Raw genomic sequence first — 24,645 nt, forward strand, 5'->3', positions numbered from 1 at the left:
GCGGGATGGAGCAGCCCGGTAGCTCGTCAGGCTCATAACCTGAAGGTCGTAGGTTCAAATCCTACTCCCGCAACCAACGTTGGCGAACAGAGTCTCGAACAAGCCGCCTCAGGGCGGCTTTGTTCATTCTGGGACACACCCAACGCAAGCAAACCCGCCAACTTCCCAACAAGTTCAATCGCATACTTCCCATCGTCTGGGATCAATCTGATCTCCGATAGACAACTGCGAATGATAGTCGTTGCCTCTGCTTTTGCGCATGGATCATTCAACGCTTCAGTTAGGTTCGCGACTTGCTTTTGGTATTTCTCAGACAGAGCCGGATGCAACAGCACCGGGTCTTCTTCTGGAATAGCCTGAAGCTCACTTTCAAGTTGGGATTTTTGACTTTCGAGTGCAGTAAGCTTTCCCTTCATACTGGAGTGAATCATGCTGCAAAACGAAAATCAATGGGTCCTGACCCTAGATGGCATGTAGAAAAACTGTGCAGACATTCCGCTACACGTAAAAATAAGCTGACAAATTAGGCAAAATGGCAGCCTGATGAAATGCTTAGTGGCCTTGGAATTGCGATCGATGAAGCTTGGGCTCATTTGGGTGCCTATGAAACAACACCTTACTGTCGTTGTCGTTGAGCAAAATCAAGAACGTGCTTTTGCAATTGTGGATGCCTTAAAAGGGTCTGGAAACGTAGACGTTTCTGTAATCGGTAATGTCTCCGGGTTGGCAAGTAAAATCGCAATGCATAGCCCAGACATTGTTCTGATCGACATAGACAATCCATCGCGGGATATGCTGGAAGAGTTGACCGTTGCCTCCGGTCCGATGGAGCGACCGGTGGCCATGTTCGTCTCGGGCGCTGCGGGCGGATTAGCGAAAGCCGCCGTTGAGGCAGGGGTATCAGCCTATGTAGTCGATGGCCTGCAAGCCGAGCGCATCAAACCTGTGATCGATACCGCCATCGCCCGGTTTCAGGTACTACGCCAGCTGAGGACCGAACTGGCAGAGACCCGCCGTGCTTTAGAAGAACGCAAAGTGATTGACCGCGCCAAAGGGTTGTTGATGAAAGCCAAAGGTGTATCTGAAGAAGAGGCCTATGCCCTACTGCGTAAAACAGCGATGAACCAGAACCGCCGTGTTGCAGATGTGGCCGAAGCCTTGGTCACGGCTTCGGGTTTGTTGTCATGAGAACTGTAACATTGCCTGTCGCCTATATGCCTTTGGTTGACGCGGCCCCGTTGATTGTCGCGCGCGAGATGGGGTTTGACCATGCCGAAGGCGTTTCTCTGGATCTGCGACCGGCCCCGTCATGGTCATCTCTGCGCGATATGCTGGCTTTTGGGCATGTGGACGCGGCGCATCTGCTGTCACCTGTACCCGTTGCGATGGCCTTGGGTTTGGGCGGTATCGCGACGCCGCTGTCCGCAGTGTCTGTCCTATCCCTGAATGGCAACGTCATAGGCGTTGGAACCCAATTGGCAAGGCGTCTGACCGATCAGGGCTATGACTTCGATTTCACTGATGCCGCTGCGGCTGGGGCTGCACTGGTAAAGGCTGCCGGTGAGGTTTTGGTGTTCGGAGTGCCTTTTCCGTTTTCGATGCATGTTGAACTGCTGCGCTATTGGGTTACGGGAACCGAACTGGCTTCGAAACAGATCGAAATCCGCACTGTCCCGCCCCCTCTCATGGCGCAGGCGCTTGCAGGCGGCGAGATCGATGCCTTCTGCGTGGGCGAGCCTTGGGGCTCATTCGCCGTGGATGACAATGTTGGCGCGTTGCTGCTGCCCGGTAAGGCGATCTGGACCTGCGCACCTGAAAAGGTGTTGGCGGTTAGAAACGACTGGGCCGAAACTGAGCCGCATTTGCTGGGTAGCCTCATGCGGGCCGTTTGGCGTGCGGGACGTTGGCTTTCAAACACAGACAGCCGAACGACCGCGTCCGAGATGCTATCGCGCAAAACTTACCTCAATGTCTCACCCGAACTAATCGACCGTGCATTGATGGGCGAACTCACAACCTCGGCGCGCGGCGAGCAACGCCATGTGGATGGGTTTGTCGAGTTCTTTGATGGCGCTGCCACCTTCCCATGGCGCAGTCAGGCCAAGTGGATCGCGCATCAGCTAGCACAACGGAACGGGATCGATGTCAGCACGGCCGAACGTCAGGCCGCCCGTGTCTTTCGCAGCGACCTCTATCGGCGCGAGCTGTTCGGGCTGGGTGTCGAAACCCCCGGAGCGTCAGAGAAGCGGGAAGGGGCGCTTCCAGAACCGACCACCGTAGCCTCGACAAACGGAAGCTTGATTCTGGCACCGAACGTCTTCTTCGATCGTCGCATTTTCGAGCCAACGGGGTGAGAGTGCCCAAAATTTTTGCAACGCAGCATCAAATCACGCTGCGGCGCAGAAAAATCGCACTTTGACGCTCAAAGCCGGGTGACGGCCCGGATCAAGGATGTCTTAATCGGGACATCGGAAGGCAACGACGCCCACCGACGGAATTCGCCCATAATCCAGGGCACCTCACAAGAGCAAAGCCGCTCGACCATCCGCCACCTCCTCCCGGCGGACTGTGTCGGCGGTTTTTTTGTTTGCCCAAGAGGTTGGGCTGAACCGAAAGGGATCGAAATGAAAAAGCTTCTTTTAGGCCTCGTCGCAACTACGGCGCTTGTGTCTCCGGCGCTGGCCGAACTGGAACTGGAAAAAGACGAACTGACTTTTGGCTTTATCAAACTTACCGATATGGCGCCGCTGGCTGTCGCTTACGAGAATGGGTACTTTCTGGACGAAGGCCTGTTCGTGACGCTGGAAGCACAAGCCAATTGGAAAGTTCTATTGGATGGCGTGATCGACGGGCAGCTTGACGGTGCACACATGCTGGCCGGACAGCCTTTGGCCGCGACTGTCGGATACGGGACCGAGGCGCATATCATCACACCGTTTTCGATGGACCTGAACGGCAACGGCATCACCGTGTCCAACGAAATCTGGGAAGAGATGAAACCAAACATCCCGGTGATGGAGGATGGTCGTCCCCAACACCCTATCAGCGCCGAGGCGCTTGCTCCGGTCGTTGAGAAATACAAGTCCGAAGGCAAGCCCTTTAACATGGGCATGGTCTTCCCAGTCTCGACCCACAATTACGAACTGCGCTATTGGCTGGCCGCGGGTGGGCTGCATCCGGGGTACTACAGCCCGGACAACGTGACCGGTCAGATCGGTGCGGATGTGTTTTTGTCGGTGACACCTCCACCACAGATGCCAGCCACATTGGAGGCCGGTACAATCTATGGCTACTGCGTGGGTGAGCCGTGGAATCAGCAAGCGGTATTCAAGGGCATCGGCGTTCCGGTTATTACCGATTACGAGCTGTGGAAGAACAACCCCGAGAAGGTTTTCGGCATCACGGCTGAGTTCGCTGAGGAATATCCGAACACTACTCTGGCGGTGACCAAGGCTTTGATCCGTGCGGCGATGTGGCTGGATGAGAACGACAATGCCAACCGCCCCGAAGCCGTCGAGATCCTAAGCCGCCCGGAATATGTGGGTGCGGACTACGACGTCATCGCCAATTCGATGACTGGCACTTTCGAATATGAAAAAGGCGACAAGCGTGAGGTTCCCGATTTCAACGTGTTCTTCCGCTACAACGCGACCTATCCGTTCTACTCGGACGCGGTTTGGTACCTGACCCAAATGCGCCGCTGGGGTCAGATCGCCGACGCCAAGTCAGACAGCTGGTATGACGAAGTCGCTAAGTCAGTTTACAAGCCCGAAATCTATCTGGAAGCCGCGCGCTTGCTAGTCGACGACGGCCTTGCGAATGAGGCTGACTTCCCTTGGGAGAGTGACGGCTACAAGGCACCAACGCCCGCCGAGGATATCATTGATGGTATCGCCTATGACGGTCGCACCCCCAATGCCTATCTCGAAAGCCTGTCCATCGGTCTGAAAGACGGTCAGATGATCGTCGGCTCGGACGTGCAAGGCTAATTCCCCAGCCGCGCCCGGCCCTCGCCGGGCGCAGCCCCCAAAGTGCCCCGCCATTGCAAGGACACCTCAGATGACAACGGTCGATCCCGAATTCAACACAGACGCCGCCCGAGAGGAACGTCGCGCCCGCCTTTTCACTCGCATCAACGCCGCTGACAAGTGGTTCCAGGTGTTGGGCCTCAGCTGGGCCACGCCTGTCCTAAAGGCTGTCGCTGGCGACAACCCACGCGCCCAGATGACAGAGATTTGGCGGTTGTTGATCGTACCACTGTTATCGATCTGTGCCTTCCTGCTGCTCTGGGCCACACTGGCCCCTAAGGTGCAGACCTCGCTGGGCGCGGTCCCCGGGCCAGCGCAGGTTTGGACGGAGATGGTCAGCCTGAATGAGGACGCCAAAGCTAAAGCGGCAAAACGCGCCAAGTTCGAAGCCATGGTCGAGACGCGCAATCAAAAGTTTATTGATGCCGGCCAGCCGGAGAAGGTGAAAGACGTCGCTTTCACCGGGGCTCCGACCTACTATCAACAGATATGGACCTCGATCAAAACAGTGTTTTTCGGCTTTCTGATCGCCACTGCCCTTGCGGTCCCGCTGGGCATCGCCGCTGGCCTGTCTCCGACCGCAAATGCCGCGCTGAACCCGCTGATCCAGATCTTCAAACCGGTCTCGCCGCTGGCATGGCTGCCGATCGTCACCATGATCGTTTCGGCTGTCTACGTCACCAATGACGGATGGTTCGCAAAGTCCTTTTTGATCTCAGCCATCACGGTGACCCTGTGTTCGCTTTGGCCGACGTTGATTAATACCTCTCTGGGTGTGGCGTCCATCGACAAGGACCTAGTGAACGTCTCCAAGGTTCTGAAAATGAACACCTATACCAAGATCACCAAGCTGGTGCTGCCCTCTGCCTTGCCGCTGATCTTCACTGGTCTGCGCCTGTCGCTTGGTGTTGGCTGGATGGTCCTGATCGCCGCGGAAATGCTGGCGCAGAACCCCGGCCTGGGCAAGTTTGTCTGGGATGAGTTCCAGAACGGTTCCTCCAGCTCATTGGCCAAGATCATGGTTGCGGTCTTTACCATCGGCATCATCGGCTTCCTGCTGGACCGTGTGATGTATGCCCTGCAATCCCTTTTCACCTTCACGAAGAACCGGTGAGCACGATGAGCATTCTAAGCTTCAAGGACGCCTCTAAATCCTTCGGTGAAGGCACTGCGCGCGCCGATGTACTGAAGGGCATCGATCTGGACGTGCAAGAGGGCGAGTTTCTGGTGATCCTTGGTTTCTCAGGCACTGGTAAGACGACCCTGATCAACCTGATGGCCGGGCTGGATCACCCGACCAGCGGAGAGGTCACGTTCAAAGGCGCTCCGATCAAGGGCCCCGGCCCGGAACGGGGGGTGATCTTTCAAAATTACTCGCTGATGCCTTGGCTGACGGTCGGTGGCAATGTCGGGCTGGCGGTTGATACGGTCTTCCCGGATCTCAGCAAGACTGAGAAAGCCGAAAAAGTCGCGCATTACGTCAAGATGGTGGGCCTCAGCCATGCCGCGACGCGCCGCCCGGCGGAACTGTCCGGCGGGATGCGCCAGCGGGTCAACGTGGCGAGGGCGCTGTCGATGAACCCTGAGGTATTGCTGCTGGATGAGCCTCTGTCGGCGCTCGACGCTTTGACCCGTGCCAATCTGGCGGACGAGATCGAACACATCTGGGAAGCCGACAAGAAGACTTGCGTGCTGATTACCAACGACGTCGATGAAGCAATCATTCTTGCCGACCGGATCATTGCACTGAACCCCGATGGCACGCTGGGGCAGGAGTTCCACGTGTCGATCCCGCGACCGCGCGAACGCGGTGCCATGAACAACGATGAGACGTTCAAACGCCTGCGGGCGGACGTCACCAAATATCTGATGGACGTAGGGATCGAGGCCAAGGTCGAAGGCACTCGTATCCTACCGGATGTCACCCCAATCCACGGGGTTCCAACGGCGGTGGCCGAGGCGCAAAAGGGGATGATTGAGAACCGCTTCCTCGATTTCTCGCAGCTGCACAAGGTGTATCCGACGCCCAAAGGCCCTCTGACCGTGGTCGAGGATTTTGACCTGAAGATCGACAAGGGTGAGTTCATCTCTCTGATCGGACACTCGGGCTGTGGCAAATCAACAGTTCTGACCATGGCCGCCGGGCTGAACGACATCTCGAAAGGCGCGATTAAGCTGGACGGCCGCCATGTAGAAGGGGCTGATCCTGAACGTGCGGTGGTGTTTCAGTCGCCCAACCTGTTCCCTTGGCTCAGCGCTAAAGAGAACGTCGCGATCGGGGTCGACAAAGTCTATCCCAAGGCCAGCATCGCCGAGCGGCAGGATGTCGTTGAATATTATCTGGAACGCGTCGGTCTGGCTGACGCGATGGACAAATCCGCCAGCGATCTTTCGAACGGCATGAAGCAACGAGTCGGTATCGCTCGCGCCTTTGCCCTGTCCCCCAAGCTGCTGCTGCTGGATGAACCCTTTGGCATGCTCGACAGCCTGACGCGCTGGGAATTGCAGGAAGTGCTGATGGAGGTATGGTCCCGCACCAAAGTGACCGCGATCTGCGTCACCCATGACGTGGATGAGGCGATCCTGCTGGCTGACCGCGTGGTGATGATGACCAACGGCCCGCAAGCGACCATCGGTAAGATCACCAAGGTTGATCTGCCGCGGCCACGCACGCGCAAAGCTTTGTTGGAGCACCCAGATTACTACGCCTACCGGCTGGAAGTTCTCGATTTCCTTGAAGAATACGAACATGGCGCCAAGCCCAAAACGCCCGCCCCAAAGGCGATTGCAGCGGAGTGAAATCATGAAGCAAAGACTAGTTGTTATAGGCGCAGGCATGGCCTCGGGTCGGGTGCTGGAACACCTGACCGACGCCGCACCGGATGCGTTCGAAATCACCCTGTTCAACGCTGAGCCGCGCGGGAACTACAACCGCATCTTGCTCAGCCCGGTTCTGTCGGGTGAGAAGACCTATGAAGAGATCGTCACCCATGACGACACTTGGTATGCCGAGCGGGGCATCTCCTGCCGCTTTGGTGAGAAGGTTGCCAAGATCGACCGTGAGATGAAGGTGGTCGAGGGCGAGAACGGACATGTGCCCTATGACAAGCTGGTCGTCGCGACCGGGTCGAACCCGTTCATCATCCCTTTGCCAGGGCATGATCTGGATGGTGTGATCGCCTATCGCGATTTGGAAGACACGCAGCAGATGATGGGCATGGGTTCGGGAAACCAGGTCGTCGTAATTGGCGGCGGTTTGCTGGGGCTCGAGGCCGCTGCGGGGATGGCCGCGCATGGTGTTGACGTCGCCGTCGTGCATATCATGGGCCACCTGATGGAGCGTCAGTTGGACGAGGCCGCAGGCTACCTGCTGAAGAAATCGTTGGAAGACAAAGGCATCAAGATCTGCCTGCAGGCGAATTCCAAGGAAGTTCTGGGGCAAGATGGCAAGGTTCGCGCACTGCTGCTGGATGACGGGACCGAACTGCCCTGCGACCTGCTGGTTATGGCGGTGGGTATCCGTCCCAACACGGCGCTGGCGCAAGCGGCCGGTCTGGCCACCGGGCGTGGTATCCGTGTGGACGACCAGATGCGGACCTCTGACCTGGATGTCTATGCCGTGGGTGAATGCGTTGAACATAACGGAGAGGTTTTCGGCCTCGTCGCGCCGCTTTACGATCAGGCGAAAGTGGCGGCGCGGGCTCTGTTGGAAGAAGACGTCGCATTCACGCAGAAAACCCTCTCGACCAAGCTGAAGGTCACGGGCTGCGATCTGTTCAGTGTCGGCGACTTCGCCGACGGGCCGGGGCGCGAGAATATCGTGTTCCGCGACCCTTCGCGCGGCGTCTACAAACGCCTTGTGATTGAAGAGGATCGGTTGATCGGCGCTGTCATGTATGGCGACACAGCAGATGGCAGCTGGTTCTTTGGCCTGATCAAAGATGGCACCAGCATCGACGAGATGCGTGAGACGCTGATCTTTGGACCAGCTTATCAAGGGGGGGACACCGCAGACCCTCTCTCAGCCGTTGCAGCATTGCCGCCTGAGGCGGAGATTTGCGGCTGCAACGGCGTATGCAAGGGAGACATCATCGAGGCGATCAATGAAGGGGCCAATGATTTGGGCGCGGTGCGTGCAAGCACCAAGGCCAGTGCTTCGTGCGGAACATGCACTGGGCTTGTGGAACAGGTATTGCAGGTCACTTTGGGCGACGACTTCCAAATGCCCGCCGCGCAACCGATCTGCGGTTGTACCGATCTGACGCACGAAGATGTGCGTCCTCTGATCAAGGGGCAGGAACTGAAAAGCCAGGCCGCTGTCTGGCAGGAACTCAGCTGGACCACGCCCAACGGCTGCCATGTGTGTCGTCCGGCGATCAACTATTACCTGCTGGCGGATTGGCCGCTTGAGTATCAAGACGACCCACAAAGCCGCTTCGTCAATGAACGCAAGCATGCCAACATCCAAAAGGACGGTACTTTCAGCGTCGTGCCACGCATGTGGGGTGGGATTACGACACCCGAAGAACTGCGCGCCATCGCAGATGCTGCCGATAAGTACCACGTGCCAACCGTCAAAGTCACCGGTGGTCAGCGCATCGACCTTCTGGGCGTAAAGGGTGAAGACCTGCCTGCGATCTGGTCGGATCTGAACAAGGTCGGTCTGGTCTCGGGCCATGCCTATTCCAAGGGTCTACGCACGGTCAAAACTTGCGTCGGCACGGATCATTGCCGGTTTGGCACACAGGACAGTACGGGCCTGGGTATCAAGCTAGAGAAGACCCTGTGGGGGTCGTGGACGCCGCACAAGCTAAAGCTGGCCGTATCCGGGTGCCCGCGCAACTGCGCCGAGGCGACGTGCAAGGATATTGGCGTCGTCTGCGTGGATTCGGGCTATCAGATCAGCATCGGCGGAGCCGCAGGCATGGACGTAAAAGAGACCGAGTTGCTCTGCCAAGTCTCCACCGAGGACGAAGTAATCGAGGTCGTGATGGCCGTGACCCAAGCCTACCGCGAGGGCGGCAAGTATCTGGATCGCCTGTATAAATGGTTGGGCAAGGTTGGCATGGACTGGGTCAAAGCGGAGGTCGTGGACGATCTTGAAAACCGCGCTGCTTTGGTTGCCCGGTTCGAACTATCGCAAAGCATCTATCGCAAAGACCCGTGGGCCGAACACGTCAAAGAAAAAGCGCAGACCTACGCGCCGATTGCAGATTTTGCATTGGAGGCCGCGGAATGAGCTGGGTCGACATCGGACATATTGATGAGGTGCCTGTGCGCGGAGCGCGTCTGGTGAAAGCCCATATCGGCTGTATCGCCGTCTTCCGCACCGCCGAGGCGGAAGTATTCGCCGCGACCAACAGCTGTCCGCATAAAGGCGGCCCATTGTCCGAGGGCATCGTCCACGGCCAGTCGGTAACCTGCCCCCTGCACAACTGGGTCTTTGACCTGAACACGGGCGAAGCTAAAGGCGCGGATGATGGCCGCATCACCACCTATCCGGTGCGTCTTGAAGACGGTCGTATCCTACTGGACGACAGCGCGGTTTCCCGGCGGAGCGCGGCCTGATGGACGGAAGTGGTCTGCCCGAAGTTCGCTCGACCTGTGCGTATTGCGGCGTTGGCTGCGGTGTGCTTCTGCGACCTGATGGAGTTGGAGGGCTGACTGTCCGGGGCGACCCGGATCATCCAGCGAACCATGGTCGTTTGTGCTCGAAAGGGTTGGCTTTGGGCGAAACCGTGGGGTTGGAACACCGGTTGCTGGCTCCTCACGCCTTTGGTGAGGACACCAGTTGGGACAATGCGTTGCAACTGGTCGCAGATCGGTTCTCTGCCGCGATAGCTGAACACGGGCCGGACAGCGTGGCGTTCTATGTCTCGGGGCAGTTGCTGACCGAGGATTACTATGTCGCCAACAAACTGATGAAAGGCTTTATGGGCTCGGCGAATATCGACACCAACTCTCGGCTTTGTATGGCCTCTACTGTGGCAGGACACAAACGCGCTTTCGGCACGGATACGGTCCCTGGAACCTATGAGGATCTGGATCAGGCCGACCTGGTTGTGCTGGTCGGCTCGAACCTCGCATGGTGCCATCCTGTGCTCTATCAACGGGTCATAGCTGCGCGTCAGGCTCGCGGAACGAAGATTGTGGTTATTGATCCACGTCGAACAGCAAGCTGCGATCAAACCGATCTCCATCTGGCGCTTCAACCGGGCAGCGACGTCGCATTGTTCAACCGCTTGTTGGCCAGAATTCACCAAACCGGACATGTGTCAGCGGAATTTCTGGATCGCAGCGTTGGGTTCAATGAGACAGTCGAGCTGGCACAGCTTGACGACCCTGATGAGACGGGGCTGAGCCCTGGTGCGATTGAAGCTTTCTGCGATCTATGGATCGGTACCGAGCGCGTTGTGACGATCTTTAGTCAGGGTGTGAACCAGTCTTCTAGCGGAACCGACAAGGTCAACGCGATACTGAACTGCCATTTGGCCACCGGACGGATCGGGCGCCCGGGGATGGGTCCGTTTTCAGTCACCGGTCAGCCAAACGCCATGGGTGGTCGAGAGGTGGGCGGCTTGGCCAACATGCTCGCCTGCCATTTGGATATTGAAAACAAAGCCCACAGAGCCGCTGTCCAGGAATTCTGGAAGGCACCCAACATGCCACAGAAGCAGGGGCTCAAAGCGGTTGACCTGTTTCGTGCTGTTGAAAGCGGCCAGATCAAAGCACTGTGGGTCATCCACACCAATCCGGCGGCCACTATGCCAGATGCAGACCGAGTGAAGGCGGCTATCGAGGGTTGTTCATTCACTGTTGTTAGCGACCTGACAGCCAGGACAGACACCGCGCGTGTTGCAGACATATTGCTGCCAGCTGCGGGTTGGGGCGAAAAAAGCGGTACAGTGACCAATTCAGACCGCACGATCAGTAGACAGCGCACCGTTTTGGCGCCTCCGGGACAAGCGCGTGCTGATTGGGATATTTTGGCCGAAGTGGGCCGCCGCATGGGCTGGACAGAAGCTTTCAGCTATGAGACCCCAGCACAGATATTTCGAGAATACGCTAAGATGACTTCGCTCGCCGTGTCATTTGGCAAGGATTTGGATATCACAAGTTTTTCGGACATTGATGACGAAGACTATGAGGCGCTAAGCCCAACACGGTGGCCAACGAAATCTCGCAAATCAGATGACCGTTTTTTTGGCGATGGGCAGTTTTTTCATCCTGACGGCAAGGCGTGTTTTGTGCCGGTCGCGCATCGTCCACCAATGGCGACGACTTCTGAACAGTACCCGTTTCTTTTGAACACTGGGCGAAACAGGGACCAGTGGCACACCATGACCCGGTCCGGGTTGTCGCCGCGTCTGTCAGCCCATCTTGCTGAACCATATATTGAGGTTAACCCAAACGACGTTGATCGGTTGGGTCTTAGTGCCGCAGATTTGGTCGAACTCAACAGCTCAGTTGGAAGCGGTATATTTCGACTTCGCATCACAGAGTCTGTGGCACCGGGCCAAGTGTTTGCGCCAATTCACTGGACGGGTGAAACGGCCCCATCAGCCTGTGTGGATATACTTGTTCCAAGTGTCACTGATCCGATCTCAGGACAGCCGGAAAGTAAGTCAACTGCGGTATCTGTACGGCGCATGCATGCCGCGTGGTACGGCTTTGCCGTTTCAGTTGCAGTAGGGTCCCCTAGGGCAGAATATTGGGCAACTGCCAAAACAACCAACGGCTACAGGATGGAGTTGGCAGGCAAACAGATGATAGACGATTGGGAAAGCACTGCCCGCGATTGGTTTGGGTTACCTGATGCCCAGGCCTCCGTGGTAGAAGATCCCAAGCGCGGCTCGTACAGAATTGCGCTGTCAGACGGACAGAGCATATTGGCAGCGCTCTTCGTCTCCCGCCAACCTATCACACTAATGCGAGGCTACTTGGCAACCTTTCCCGAGGTGACGCCTCAGCAGATTTTGTCCGGTCGTTCCTCCGCGTCTTCAGAAGATTGCGGACCAATAGTCTGTTCCTGTTTCGAAGTCGGGCTAAGAACCATCATCCATGCCATTCATAACAAGCATTTGATCAGTGTGGACGATATTGGCAATGCCCTTCAGGCTGGAACGAATTGTGGGTCTTGCCAGCCAGAGTTGGCTGACTTGCTCACCGAGCATTCGAAATCAATCCGCAACAAACCGCAGAACTACCCGCAAGAACAATCAGCGTAGACACAAGGTTATTTTTAACGGGAATGCGGTCCGCTTTGATTGGCTTTCAAAGCAAGCACGGGTTCCATTCACTCTATAGAACAGAACCAATTGGACCTTCCTAATAGGTTCGAACAATTTGGTCAGACGATGGCTTCGTCCTGTGTTCCAGATCTACACCCCTGTCCCAGTTTCGCGTTTGCGGCGAATGCCTCGTCTGATGCGCCGCACAATAGCTAAAGCGATCGAAGTCGAATGGCAGGTTAGGGTTGTTTGCTGATGTTGAAGCTTGAGGCCCGATTGTCTGGTTCGTCCGCAACTCTGCCGTTCAGCAGATTTCAGCTAACGTCCGCTGCCGTTCAATGCAGACCTCCAGGCGAATTTTCTCGGAATGACCACCAACAATGACCGCTGTCCGTTCCTAAGCAGTCATCTGACAAAAAGACTCAGATGACTGCCTTGAGCCCGAAGCGGTCCAACCTAATTCTGGACGTCTTGCTAAAAACCAACTTGATTGGCAGGTCCGCCCGACAAAAAAAGACGTGCCTTGATTCAAGACTTCTAAACTATTTGGATGCATCAACACATGGTATTGATCGGGACGCGCAAGCGCGCCCCGATCATGGTTTAAGGAGCTCTGACGAGTTCTACGCGTCGGTTTAGCGCACGCCCTTCTTCCGTTTCGTTGCTCGCAATAGGAGCAAGGAAGCTCGCACCAGCGGCAAACAAACGTGCGTTGTCGATGCCGTAAGTGTTCACCAGATCGGCAACGACAGCGTCCGCGCGTTGCTTGGACAGATCAAGATTACTGTCGTAGCCACCGACGTTGTCTGTATGACCAACCACAGCAATTTTGAGATCTGGCAATTGGGCCATCATGTCGGCAATTGCAGCCAAAGTCTCTTCCGAACCCGGCAGGATTGAAGTGGAGCCAGTATCAAACTGAACACCATACACCGCCACGCGCCCGTCGACCGTTATGCGCAGTGTAATATCTTCAGCGGTTTCAGCATTTGATGCCGCTTCTGAGGAAGCGTATTCAACCAGTTCGATGTCTCCGGGACGCCACGTCTGGTCGAACCATGACTCAAGTGGACCATAAAGACGGAAGATTGTGTTCCAGCCTTTACCGGGAACCGTTTGGACCCAATTGCTCTCTTTGCCTTCAGGAGCCTCGGGCGCAAAGTAGATGTCGTAAGATCCGTCCTCGTTCTGAACGACACCTGTGTCGTTACTGCCAATGGCCGGAAACTGAGCGTCTGTTTGAAGCATCGAACGGGTTTGGTTGTCGTACAATGTAAACGACCAGAAGTCTTTCGCTGGCACGTCGGCAGGTACGTTGACCTTATAGGTCTTGCTGCCATCCAGAGGATTGCCGTTGGAGTCCACGTAGGTGAAGGCGTATTGGGAGCCTTTCCCCACTTTCTTCAAAGCCATCGCAGGTGTGATGCCTGTCGCATAGAAGTGGAACGCCGCACGAATGTCCTGAATTGATACGCCGTCCAATTCCCAAGTGTATGCGCCACCGGGAAACGCTGTTTGCCAGTAGCTTTCACCCGGATACCAGTAGAAACGCTCATCCTTCGGTTTGGAGATTATCGTTTTGACCGTAACGGAACCCGCTTTGGCCGCTGCTTCCAGTATGGCTTGCATTCTCTCGTCTGGTTCAAAAGGCTGGCCCTTCACGATACCGATTGCTGCGAGGTGACCAAGCAGTTCAGGATTTTCGCCCATCAGAGGTTCGGCCTGAACCACGTCGTTGATTTCGTTGAAGATCTCTGCATCCATCCGGTGGATTGTATTCATCTCCTGTCCTGACGCGTTCACGAACGTCATTTCAGGCGGATTGTCCTTTTGAGACAGCGGATACATGCGGAACATTTCTTTGGTCTGGCTAATTGCCAAATCGGTCGTTCCGTCTTTTTGATAACCGCGCCAGATCACCCAGTTCCCAAATGTATTCGTGCGCGCGACGTGATACCCATCTGGCACTTCACCTTCATAGCCCGGCGGCAGCACAAGAAACTTTCCGCCCTGCCCTTCGTCGGGGCCAAGGTTGCCGAAGTCGATCACGTATCTGAACCAATGATCATTGATAAACCCAAGCACGTTCGGCGGTGTTTCGATCACCATCGGTTCGTCACCAAGCTCCAACCATGAGAACATGTAAACACTGGTTGTGTTGGCTGTCAGGAACAGCGCTTTCGAATCCATTAACCCCTCAAACAGAACGGCTGTTGTGTTCGCAGGCCCAAATTCGAGAATTCCCTTCCGAATTGCATCCATCGAGGCGATTTTGGTGCCGTCAAGAAATGCTTGATACGCGTGTGTAAAATCCAGAAGGTTATAAACTTTCTGAGCGGATTCCACATCTGGCACACCGTCAAAAAAGTTGAGTTCGCCGACCCTTGTCTGAATATTGTCCGGTGTTGTTATCCCTTCGGGTAGAACGGTCGTCATCTCCATTTTTGGCACTTCTTGCGCCCAGGCGGGCGACAAGCCCATTCCTCCAATTATGGCCGCAAAGCAGGCAATACCTGCAAGCCGGTTACTGAGTTTCATAAATTTTTCTCCCTCTGGTCCAGATAGTTTTGAGTTGTTGTTCGAAGGTTGACTTCCGAAGACTATTACGCGCTTCCATTGCTTTTATTCCCAACAACGAGTTGCGCATCGAACGGGTAAAGCGCAGCCAGCCAAATACGTGTGATGGCCGACAAAACTTCCTCTTTCTCAGCTTTTGGATGCGCACCAAACGCATTAATCAAAATGCCCGCATCCATTCGATTCAACGCACGTGCAACTGGAAGAGGATCAAACTCAGGAGTAAGACCAATGGCTTGATCCTGCGCAATGCGTGCCGAAACCACCTCGTCAAATGACCTCAGGAAGGTTTCCCAAACGTGTTCCAATCTTTCGTCGCTCGGCGCGGCATCCGAGACCGCTTTGAGAATGGTCCCATGTTCATAGCCAACATCGACAAGTGACTTAAGGCTCTTTTGCAAACCTGATACCCCGTCACTTTCGTTTGACAACCACGCTTGAGCCCCTTCGACGATGCCGCCCTTAACTTCGTCCAAGAGCGTTTCCAACAGGCCGTGTAGATCATTGAAATAAAGGTAGAATGTCGGACGACTGCACTCGGTTGCTGCCATAAGAGTGCCGACCGTTAAATCGCGAAACGGCCGGGTCTCCAAAAACGCGCTTCCCGCATCAAGGATCGTCGACCGGGTCAATGCGGCCTTGCTCGGTAGCATGTGACGCGAAGATAGCTGTGTTCCAGAAACGGGTTTGGCTCTTTTCGACATTATGTCAGTAAATATGACAAAGTGTCAGGTGTCCAGAAATCTCCACGTTTCAAGGATTTCTTCACCGTATTCAGGTAGATGGCTTTCGAGCGACGGCGATGTCCGCATGGCGGTCATAGGCTCGTCTTCATCGGAGGTCCGACTTGATCAGAAGCGGCCATTGAGTGTTTTGAACTGCAGTTTGAGATGCGCGCGATCGGTTTCTATGATGGCAAAGACAGTAAAGTGCGCTTATTGGCAGGGTGCCGATGCCTGGTGTGGGAGGGCTGGATGGAGACTTCACCATGTCCAGTATTCAGCTTCCAATAATCAGACCGTCTCAGCCGCCGTGGAACAAGAACCGACGAATTGGTCAGAAACGTCCACTCCTGCCAAGACAGGTTTGGGCAATTCGTGCGCGGCTCGAACTCGCCGGGAACCCGCGCAACCTTGTGCTGTTCAATCTTGCTATCGACAGCAAACTTCGCGGTTGTGATCTTGTTCGCCTGAAAGTGGCGGATCTCGTCGTTGCCGGAGCAGTTCGAGACCGCGTATCGATCGTTCAGAGCAAGACAGGCAGGCCAGTTCAGTTCGAAGTGTCCGAGAACACGCGAAGATCGATTTTTGAGTGGGTCAGATCGCCCGCCATGCTTGGTCGCGAGTTCCTCTTTCCAAGCAGGTTCCACAGTTCATCGCACATTTCGACTCGGCAATACGCACGTCTCGTGCGCAGCTGGGTGTCGGTCATCGGACTGGATCCTTGTGGGTACGGAACGCATTCTCTTCGGCGGACAAAGGCTGCGCTGATCTATCGGAAGACTGGCAACCTTCGGGCCGTCCAACTCCTGCTTGGACACACCAAGGTTGATAGCACGGTCAGGTACCTTGGGGTCGAACTCGACGACGCGTTGAGCATCGCGGAGAAGATCGACATCTGACGGTTTGACGGACGGCAGCGGCCGTTCGTCATCTCAAAACGGGTTCCGAAGGTTTAGGCGCGAACGGCTGCTCCTTCAGATACCAGACTTTGGTTTATTTGCGTTCGATGACCGCCATGCGGACGAAGCAGCAATTCGTCGTGCCCGCCCCAACGGCCGCATTCTGCGCATCGCGTCAGCAGCGAAAAGCACCAAGGGCGGGAAGCGGACTTTGGCGGCAGGCGCAAAGTGCTGTTCGCGATCTCTAGAGTGCTGCCATTCACGTCCGGATGCGGACCGTTTTGCAATGCCAAAGTCTGAGAACCATTATGATTGATTTGGCATTCGTTCACCTCAATCCTTCCTAACATGACTTCTGACGTCTCGGGCCATTGAGCGATTTCAGAGCGCCTGATGTTCATGCCTTCCTACCTCGCGCTGCTACCGGGGGTGTGAATTTGGCGGTGATTTGGCTGACGCAGCTCCGGTCGAGCTTTCAGAGCACTCATTAAAAACGGCGCTCTCATCTGAGTGTCCACTACACACTCCGGCAACCTGTGCATGGCCTGGAATGGCTTGAGCTACCGCGCGCTGCTGGTGCAATATTCCAAGCATGTAGTAGTAATATGAGTTACGCACCTGACGCGCTCATTGTAGCAAAAGCCGAACGGGGGAAGAATGATGGATCGGCATGACGACATCCCTTTTTGCGCAGCTCCCGACCCGGTCCCTCGCAAGCCTGCTTTTCAGATGCCGACAGGCGCATGTGACACGCATTTCCTCATTTTCCCGACCGGCTATGAAGAGCGCTACGTGCCAGAGCGGAGTTACACGCCTCCGCCGGCAGAGATTACGGAATATCGAAGAGTCGCTCAAACTCTGGGGCTGGAACGCGGTGTCGTTGTTCAGCCGAGCGTCTTTGCTGAAGATAACGCAGCAACTCTGTCGTTTTCGGCGGCGCACCCGGAGACGCTTCGCGCTATTGCTTCTGTCACAAAGGATGTCACGGACGCTGAACTTGAGGTGTTTCACGCGGCCGGAGCACGCGGCATACGCGTGAACATCGTTGACAGTGGCGGGATGACGTTTCCGTCTGTGGATGAAGCAATCAGCTTTACCTCACGCATTGCGGATCTGGGGTGGCACATAGAATTCCTCGCCCATGTCGAAAAAATAGAAGATATCGGAGCGCTTCTTGCAACTTCAAAAGTGCCTGCGGTGTTCGGGCACCTTGGCTACACCAACGCAAGCAAAGGCGTAAACGACCCGGGTTTTCGGCGCTTTCTTGATGCGTTCAAAGAGGGGCAAGCCTGGGTCAAACTGACAGGGCCTTACCGGATCAGCAAGGCGGACGGCCCACCATACGCAGATATCGATCCGATGGCCGACGCCTTGATTGCGGCTAACCACTCTCGTCTGGTTTAGGGAACGGATTGGCCCCATGTGCGCCTGCTGGGCTTCATGCCAAACGATGGTGCGTTGCTTGATATGCTCGGCGATTGGGCTTGCGATGCGGCGCTGCGAAAGCAGATCCTAGTCGACAACCCGGCGCTTTTGTACGGTTTCTCGGACCTCAAAGCATAGGACACTATCCTCCGTCCGCGACGAACCCTGCCTGTTCGATTGCTGCGATCGCACAGGCTTCATCGTTGTCTGAATTGTCTCCAGTAATGCCCACGGCACCAATGATGGTGTCGTCGTGCTTGATCAGCACACCTCCTGCGACGGGAACGAGTGATCCTTTTGACAAGGTGTTCATGGCTTGGATGAAGAATGGTTCCAGCTTCGCCCGTTCGTAGAGCGCTCTTGATCCCAGACCCATCGCGACCGCGCCCCGCGCTTTGCCCTGAGCAATGTCTGGTCTCAATGTGCTCGTTCCATCTTCGCGCGCCAGAGCCACCAAAGAGCCTGCACTGTCAAGCACGGCCACTGTCAGCGGTTTGAGATCATGTGCTTTGCTCCAATCCAGGCAATCCTGGATGATGTTTTGTGCTTGCGTCAGTGTTATCGTCATTGTCGTTTCCCCAGATGCCATATGAAATTCACGTAAAGTGGTAGAAAGGAAAGCCCGCTAAGCAGCGACTACTGCGTTTGACTGGACAAGCGCTTCAATGTGGTCAGCTGTATAACCAATCTCAGCCAATACTTCCCGGCTGTGTTGGCCGAGCACCGGCGCGGCTCTGTCAGTTTTCGCAGGCGTTTTGCTGTATTTCACAGGGTGGCCAATGGTTTTGACTGCACCTGCGGTGGCGTGGTCCACGTCAATGATCATCTCGCGCGCAATCGCTTGCGGGTCTTGGTGCATCTGCAGAATATCGTTGACCGGTCCGGCTGGCAGCTGTGCTGCCTCCATGCGGGCCAGCCAAGTTGCGGTAGTTTCTTTTGCCATATGCCGGTTGAGGATTTCTATAAGCGTCGAGAGGTTCTGAATGCGATTTGCATTTGAGTTGAAACGCGGATCTTCGTTCAACTCAGGGGCGGCGATGACATCCAGAAAGCGCAACCAGTTGGATTGATTGGCGGCACCGACGTTGATCCAGCCATCGCTGGTGCGGAATGCCTGATAGGGCGCGTTTAAGGGATGAGCAGAGCCGAGCGGTTCAGGTTTGATGCCGGTGGCAAAAGCGATCGCGGATTGCCAGTAGGTTTGCGTGATCGCTGCTTCAAAGAGAGACGTGTCAACTTTCTGTCCCTGTCCCGTTTGCAGCATGTTGGCATAGGCAGCGGAGACGCCCATGGCTCCCAGAATACCGGCGTTGATGTCCGAGATAGGGGCGGCGACCTTGACGGGTGGACGGCCCGGGCCTTCACCCGTGATCGACATCAGGCCCGACATGCCCTGTGCGATCAAATCAAACCCACCGCGTTCGGCGTAGGGTCCAGTGCGGCCAAACCCGGAGATTTCGCAATAGATGAGGCGCGGATTCACGGCGGCGAGGTCTTCATAAGAAAGACCGAGTTTTTCCATCGTGCCCAATCGGTAGTTTTCGACGACTACATCCGCGTCCGCGAGCAGTTTGCGCAGAACCTCGACCGCATCCGGGTCCTTGAGGTTCAGGGAAATGCCACGCTTGTTGCGGTTCATCATCATATAGGCGGCAGCCTCACCCTCGATCTCGGGCGGGGTGAAGCGGCGGCTGTCATCACCGGTGGGTTTCTCCACTTTGATGACATCAGCACCCATGTCGGCCAGCATCAGCCCACAGACGGGGCCTGCCATAATATGCGCCAGTTCGATGACGCGCATACCGCTGAGGGGGCCGGTCTTAGCGGTCATTTGCCCTTCCACACAGGCTTTTGCTTGGCGAGAAAAGCTTCCATACCGGTGCGGAAATCCTCGCTCATATAGCAGGAGATTATCAGATCCGAGTCGTCAACCTGCGTCGCGGCGCGGTTGCGGCGCAGGGCTTCTTTGGTTGCGCGCAAGGTCAGTGGTGCCATGCTTCCCACGCGTTCTGCAAGCTCTAACGCGCGGGCCATGAGGGCGGCTTCATCGGGCAGCACTTCGCTGACCAATCCAGCAGAGAGCGCTTCATCTGCTTCAATCAGGCGCGCGGTGAAGATGATCTCGCGCACCTTCGCAGCACCGATCAATTCGGAGAGGCGCGCTAGGTTTCCTGCGGCAAGGCAATTGCCCAACGTGCGGGCGATGGGAAAGCCGAACTTGAGGCTGGTGGAGGCAATGCGGATATCGCAAGCCGCCGCAATGGACCCGCCACCGCCTGTGCAGGCGCCATGGATCGCAGCTATCGTGGGCAACGGGCATCGCTCCACGGCTTCGAGCACTTCGTCTATGCGGTGTTCGTAGTCCAGCGCATCTTGCGGTGTCTCAAACGCGCGGAACTGTGTCATGTCGGTGCCTGCAGCAAAGGCTTTGCCGCCCATTCCGGAAATCACGACAGCGCGGACCGAGCCGTTGCTTGGCATGGTACTGCACAGCTCAGCCAGCTGGTCATACATGCCAAAGGTCAGCGCATTGCGCGTCTCGGGGCGGTTGAAGGTGACCCAGAGGATGCCGTCCTTCAGTTCATCGGTGATCTCTGCGGTCATCGGTAGAAATGCTCCACCAGGAACATCGGCACGGACGGCGCGTAGGTGCAGAGCATCAGAACGGCAAAGAGCACGATGATGAACCAGATGTTGACCTTGGAGACTTCCCAAATGTTTGCCCTTGCCACTGAGCACGCGGTGACCAGCACCGAAGCCACGGGCGGCGTCTGCTGTCCGATAGCAAGGTTCAGTGTCACGACAAGACCGAAGTGGACCGGGTCAATGCCAGCGGCGGTGATCAGCGGGATGACAATCGGAATCACCAGAATGATTGCCGCTGCAGAGTGGAGGAAGAAACCGACGATCAGAAAGAAGAAGTTCAGGATGAGCAGAATGGCCCACTGCTGGGTTGTGATCGACAGGATGCCTTCGGCCAGCTGTTGTGGGATCTGCGCCGTGTCAGGAAGCCCCCCATCAGGACAGAGGCTGCGACCAGCAGCATGACCACAGCGGTCTGGATTCCACCATCCAGCATAGCACGGCGCAGGTGGCTGAAATCAAGATTGCCGTACCACGCAGAAACCAGCAAAGCCGCCAGCACAGCTAGGCCTGCCGCTTCGGTCGCGGTGACGTAGCCGCCAAAAATACCCCCCAGAATGATCACCGGTAGGGTGAAGGCGGGCAACGCCTCCACAAAGGTTTCGCGCAGCCGGGCAAGGCGGAAGGCCTCTTCGGTCGGGAAGTTGTAGCGTTTCGCAAAGATGTAGGCGACGGTCATAAGCCCACCCGCGCCCAGCAGGCCGGGCACGATGCCTGCAATGAAAAGCTGCTCGACAGAGGTATTGGCCGAGGCCGCATAAAGGATCATCGGGATTGAAGGCGGGATGATAATGGCAAGTGATGCAGAGGATGAAGTGACCGCCGCAGAGAATTCTTTGGAATACCCGCGCTTCTTCATTTGAGGGATCAGAATAGAGCCCATCGCGGCCACATCCGCCACGGCAGAGCCCGAGATCTCTGCAAAGAACAGCGAAACGCCGATGTTTACCATCGCAAGACCGCCTCGGATAAAGCCGATGATGGCACCGACGAAATTGATCAGCTTGTCGGTTATGCCGCCTGCGTTCATGATGGCCCCGGCCAGCACGAACATCGGGATCGCAATCAGCGAGAATTTCGTGGAACCGTCGTACATATCAAGCGCGATGGTGACGAGGCTGCCAGGGCCTTCGGTGGCCAGCAGGCCCAGAACCCCGGCCATAGCCAATGCGACGGCGATAGGGATGTTGATGCAGATCATAAGCAGCATCGCGATGAAAATACCTGCCATCAACATCAGACGCGATCCTTGTTCTTTTCGAGCTCGGTTTCAACCTCTTCCTCGATCTCTGCATGCTCCAACGATATGCCCGCCGCCGTGAGCTTGAGGTAGCTCGGCAGGCTGAGCAGTTGGCAAATGATAAAGAGTATGGCCCCGATTGGGATGACGGATTGGGTGACTTGGATGGGCACCCATGTAAGCGAAATGAGCGTGTCGCCTGCGAGAACTTCGAGGACCTGCAGACCGGCGCGCGCCATCAGGAAGAAGAATATCAGCACAATGGCCTCGCCCAACATTACGGCTGCCAGGCGCAGGTTGGGTGGTAGCTTTAAAAGCACTGTGTCAAAGCCGATGTGGCGACGGTGCAGCGCTGCAAGGGCCGAGCCGTAGTAGGTGATCCAAGCCAGCATGATTGCAGCGACCTCATCGTACCAGGAAACACTCTGCCCCATCAAACGTGCCATCACCGCGGCGGTGACGACGACGGTCAGCAAGACCATCAGGCTGATGGTGATCCATTCCAGCACCTTGCTGAGAACCTGGTTGATCCGCGACAGGGTCGGGTAGGCTTCGTTTTCCATGCGGGGCAACCTGTGGAAGAGTGACATCATTTCTCCGCCCGCATGACACGGACGGAGAAAACTCTTGTGTTGTGAGGCTGAAGGCTTAGCTGCCTGAGCCGAGACCCAAAACTTTGTCGATCATTGCCTGACCGCCTTCGACCTCAGCCGCGAACTGTTCGTAGATCGGTGCAGAGGCTTCGATGAACGCAGCCTTGTCAGCGGTGTTCACCTCAACGCCCGCGTCTTCGATCACCTTCAGCAAGCTCGCTTCCAGCTCGGCAGCTTTCTCGTAGGTGAAGTCCTGCGTCTTGTTCGCGCAATCGGTCAGGCCCGCCTGAATGTCCGGGTCCAGACCGTCGAACTTCGTTTTCGACATCAGGATGTATGCCGGCGTGTAGACGTGGCCGGTGACGGAAAGATACTTCTGCACTTCCTGGAACTTGGCAGAAGCGATCTGCGCGTATGGGTTTTCCTGACCGTCGATCACGCCGGTCTGCAGCGCGGTAAACACGTCGGAGAAAGCCATCGGCGTGGGGTTTGCGCCGTATTCCTGGAACATCTTCAGACGCCAGACGCCGTTGGGCGTGCGCAGCTTGATGCCTTCAAGATCACCCGGCACGTTGATCGGGCGGGTATTGTTGGTGATGTTGCGAAAGCCGTTCTCGGCCAGACCGACGATGTGATAGCCGTTGTCGTTTGCTGCGGACTGGAAGACATCCATCATCTCGCCCTGCACGCGGCGCATGTGGTCGCGGTCAGAAATGATGTAGGGCATCTCAAAGATACCGAAGGTGTCATCGACTGAAGACATCACCGACGACGGCAACGAGAAGTCAACCTGTCCCAGCTTGAGCTTTTGCAGCAGTTCTTTGTCTTTGCCTAACTGCGAAGACCCGAAGGTTTGCACTTCGACCTTGCCTTCCATCGCGCCATTGACGCATTCAGCGAAGTTGTTGGCCGAGGCTTCGAAGAGCGAGCCGGGGTTGCCAACATGGCCGAATTTCATGGTCACATCAGCAGCAAATGCGCTTGTCGCCATGCCAATGGCTGTGGTGGCTGCAAGCAGTCTTGAGATTACTTTCATGGTTTTCTCCTCCCAGAGCGTCGATGTTTATTGTTGTCGGTCTTGGCGCGGCAGTCTGCTGCGCATTCGGTTAGCTGAGGTGGGTCATCGCCTCCTGCACGCCACCAGTCGCATGGGGCACTCCCGCCTGTTTCAGGCCCATTTCGGCACCGGCAAGGGTTGCAAGCAACATCAAGTCGTTGAAATCACCTAGATGGCCGATGCGGAACACTTTGTCTGCGACCTTGGACAGGCCATTGCCAAAGGAGATGTCGTAGTGCTCTAGCGTAGTGGCGCGGAAAGCATCGGCGCTGTGGCCCTCGGGCAGTTTTACAGCCGTAAGTACGCCGCTTTCCTGACCTTGAGTAGCACAAAGCACTTCCAGCCCCCAAGTGCGCACCGCTGCGCGCGCCGCTGCACCGTGGCGGGCATGACGGGCAAAGACATTGTCCAACCCTTCTTCGTGCAGCATGTCGATGGCTTCGTTCAGGCCGTACAGCAGGTTTGTGCCGGGCGTATAGGGGAAGTATCCCGTTTTGTTCGGGCCAACCATGTCGGCCCAATCCCAGTAAGAGCGTTGCAATTTGGCGTTCTTGTTCGCGTCCATCGCCTTGGCGCTTGCGGCGTTGAATGAAAGACCGGGGGGCAGCATCAGACCTTTCTGAGAGCCTGAAACCGTAACATCCACGCCCCATTCGTCATGGCGGTAATCCAGCGACGCCAGACCCGAAATCGTATCGACCATAAACAAGGCGGGGTGCCCCGCGCGGTCAATCGCTTTGCGGACTTCCTCAATAGGGGAGACGGAGCCGGTCGAGGTCTCATTGTGCACAACGCAGACAGCCTTGATTTCATGTGACTTGTCTTCGGCCAGATAGGCTTCGATCTGATCGGGGTTCGCGCCCCCACGCCAGTCACCTTCGATGAATTCAGCCTTCAGACCCAGTTTCTCTGCCAGCTTTTTCCAGAGCGTCGCAAAATGCCCTGTTTCAAACATCAAGACACGGTCGCCGGGGCTGAGTGTATTGACCAATGCAGCCTCCCATGCGCCAGTGCCAGAAGCCGGATAGATGAACACATGTTCATCGGTCTTGAAGATGCTTTTCATCCCCTCCAGCGCACGAAGACCTACCTTGGCAAAGTCCGGGCCGCGGTGGTCGATGGTTTGCTGACCAATCGCGCTAAGGATGCGATCCGGAACAGCGCTGGGGCCGGGGATTTGCAGAAAATGGCGGCCGGCTTTTCTCATGATTGCAGGTCTCACAGTCAAAT

General features: G+C 56.2%; 18 protein-coding genes and 2 pseudogenes. 10 read left to right on the forward strand and 10 right to left on the reverse strand.

Annotation, left to right across the window (positions count from 1 at the left end):
- Positions 1–32: 32 nt before the first annotated feature.
- The gene (locus tag AC2FLD_RS21190; protein ID WP_496674047.1) at positions 33–416 is read right to left on the reverse strand and encodes a hypothetical protein; all 384 of its coding nucleotides are present in this window, start codon (positions 414–416) and stop codon (positions 33–35) included.
- Between the two features lie 187 nt (positions 417–603).
- Here AC2FLD_RS21190 and AC2FLD_RS21195 point away from each other — a divergent pair, with 187 nt between their 5' ends.
- From AC2FLD_RS21195 to AC2FLD_RS21230, 8 genes are all read left to right on the forward strand, one after another.
- Positions 604–1,188, forward strand: coding sequence for an ANTAR domain-containing response regulator (locus tag AC2FLD_RS21195; RefSeq protein WP_496674044.1), 585 nt, complete (start codon positions 604–606; stop codon positions 1,186–1,188).
- Positions 1,185–2,354 carry an ABC transporter substrate-binding protein gene (locus AC2FLD_RS21200; protein WP_496674041.1) on the forward strand — a complete coding sequence of 390 codons (1,170 nt, stop codon included), beginning with the start codon at positions 1,185–1,187 and terminating at the stop codon, positions 2,352–2,354. The genes AC2FLD_RS21195 and AC2FLD_RS21200 overlap by 4 nt, the downstream gene beginning before the upstream one ends.
- Positions 2,355–2,624: 270 nt before the next feature.
- Positions 2,625–3,989 carry a CmpA/NrtA family ABC transporter substrate-binding protein gene (locus AC2FLD_RS21205; RefSeq protein WP_496674039.1) on the forward strand — a complete coding sequence of 455 codons (1,365 nt, stop codon included), beginning with the start codon at positions 2,625–2,627 and terminating at the stop codon, positions 3,987–3,989.
- A gap of 70 nt (positions 3,990–4,059) precedes the next feature.
- Positions 4,060–5,142: an ABC transporter permease gene (locus AC2FLD_RS21210; protein ID WP_496674036.1), complete on the forward strand. Its 1,083-nt coding sequence runs from the start codon at positions 4,060–4,062 to the stop codon at positions 5,140–5,142.
- A gap of 5 nt (positions 5,143–5,147) precedes the next feature.
- The gene (locus AC2FLD_RS21215) at positions 5,148–6,827 is read left to right on the forward strand and encodes an ABC transporter ATP-binding protein (RefSeq protein ID WP_496674033.1); all 1,680 of its coding nucleotides are present in this window, start codon (positions 5,148–5,150) and stop codon (positions 6,825–6,827) included.
- A 4-nt stretch (positions 6,828–6,831) separates the two neighbouring features.
- Positions 6,832–9,267: a nitrite reductase large subunit NirB gene (gene nirB / locus AC2FLD_RS21220; RefSeq protein ID WP_496674030.1), complete on the forward strand. Its 2,436-nt coding sequence runs from the start codon at positions 6,832–6,834 to the stop codon at positions 9,265–9,267.
- Positions 9,264–9,596 (forward strand): nitrite reductase small subunit NirD, encoded by a 333-nt coding sequence (nirD, locus tag AC2FLD_RS21225; protein ID WP_496674027.1) that lies wholly within the window; start codon positions 9,264–9,266, stop codon positions 9,594–9,596. Before nirB ends, nirD begins: the two co-directional genes overlap by 4 nt.
- Positions 9,596–12,256 (forward strand): molybdopterin-dependent oxidoreductase, encoded by a 2,661-nt coding sequence (locus AC2FLD_RS21230; RefSeq protein ID WP_496674024.1) that lies wholly within the window; start codon positions 9,596–9,598, stop codon positions 12,254–12,256. Before nirD ends, AC2FLD_RS21230 begins: the two co-directional genes overlap by 1 nt.
- Positions 12,257–12,862: 606 nt before the next feature.
- Here the strand turns inward: AC2FLD_RS21230 and AC2FLD_RS21235 are convergent.
- Positions 12,863–14,797, reverse strand: coding sequence for a DUF1214 domain-containing protein (locus AC2FLD_RS21235; protein WP_496674021.1), 1,935 nt, complete (start codon positions 14,795–14,797; stop codon positions 12,863–12,865).
- A 65-nt stretch (positions 14,798–14,862) separates the two neighbouring features.
- Positions 14,863–15,468: a TetR/AcrR family transcriptional regulator gene (locus AC2FLD_RS21240; protein ID WP_496674018.1), complete on the reverse strand. Its 606-nt coding sequence runs from the start codon at positions 15,466–15,468 to the stop codon at positions 14,863–14,865.
- Positions 15,469–15,824: 356 nt separating this feature from the next.
- On the opposite strand from AC2FLD_RS21240, the gene AC2FLD_RS21245 reads away from it, so the two are divergent.
- Positions 15,825–16,457 (forward strand): tyrosine-type recombinase/integrase, encoded by a 633-nt coding sequence (locus tag AC2FLD_RS21245; protein ID WP_496674016.1) that lies wholly within the window; start codon positions 15,825–15,827, stop codon positions 16,455–16,457.
- A gap of 729 nt (positions 16,458–17,186) precedes the next feature.
- Positions 17,187–18,020: pseudogene (locus tag AC2FLD_RS21250) on the forward strand (amidohydrolase family protein).
- 4 nt (positions 18,021–18,024) lie between these two features.
- Here AC2FLD_RS21250 and AC2FLD_RS21255 read toward each other — a convergent pair.
- From AC2FLD_RS21255 to AC2FLD_RS21285, 7 genes and pseudogenes are all read right to left on the reverse strand, one after another.
- Positions 18,025–18,450 (reverse strand): GlcG/HbpS family heme-binding protein, encoded by a 426-nt coding sequence (locus AC2FLD_RS21255; protein ID WP_496674013.1) that lies wholly within the window; start codon positions 18,448–18,450, stop codon positions 18,025–18,027.
- 57 nt (positions 18,451–18,507) lie between these two features.
- Complete coding sequence (locus AC2FLD_RS21260; RefSeq protein WP_496674010.1) at positions 18,508–19,713, reverse strand: CaiB/BaiF CoA transferase family protein; 1,206 nt, start codon at positions 19,711–19,713, stop codon at positions 18,508–18,510.
- Positions 19,710–20,486 carry an enoyl-CoA hydratase/isomerase family protein gene (locus AC2FLD_RS21265; RefSeq protein WP_496674007.1) on the reverse strand — a complete coding sequence of 259 codons (777 nt, stop codon included), beginning with the start codon at positions 20,484–20,486 and terminating at the stop codon, positions 19,710–19,712. The genes AC2FLD_RS21260 and AC2FLD_RS21265 overlap by 4 nt, the downstream gene beginning before the upstream one ends.
- Positions 20,483–21,762: pseudogene (locus tag AC2FLD_RS21270) on the reverse strand (TRAP transporter large permease). Before AC2FLD_RS21270 ends, AC2FLD_RS21265 begins: the two are co-directional and overlap by 4 nt.
- Positions 21,762–22,328, reverse strand: coding sequence for a TRAP transporter small permease (locus AC2FLD_RS21275; RefSeq protein ID WP_496674004.1), 567 nt, complete (start codon positions 22,326–22,328; stop codon positions 21,762–21,764). The pseudogene AC2FLD_RS21270 and the gene AC2FLD_RS21275 overlap by 1 nt, the downstream one beginning before the upstream one ends.
- A gap of 85 nt (positions 22,329–22,413) precedes the next feature.
- Positions 22,414–23,394: a TRAP transporter substrate-binding protein gene (locus AC2FLD_RS21280; protein WP_496674002.1), complete on the reverse strand. Its 981-nt coding sequence runs from the start codon at positions 23,392–23,394 to the stop codon at positions 22,414–22,416.
- 70 nt (positions 23,395–23,464) lie between these two features.
- Positions 23,465–24,622 (reverse strand): pyridoxal-phosphate-dependent aminotransferase family protein, encoded by a 1,158-nt coding sequence (locus AC2FLD_RS21285; RefSeq protein ID WP_496673999.1) that lies wholly within the window; start codon positions 24,620–24,622, stop codon positions 23,465–23,467.
- Positions 24,623–24,645 lie beyond the last annotated feature (23 nt).

The sequence above is a fragment of the Ruegeria sp. CDSA021 genome, assembly GCF_059612325.1.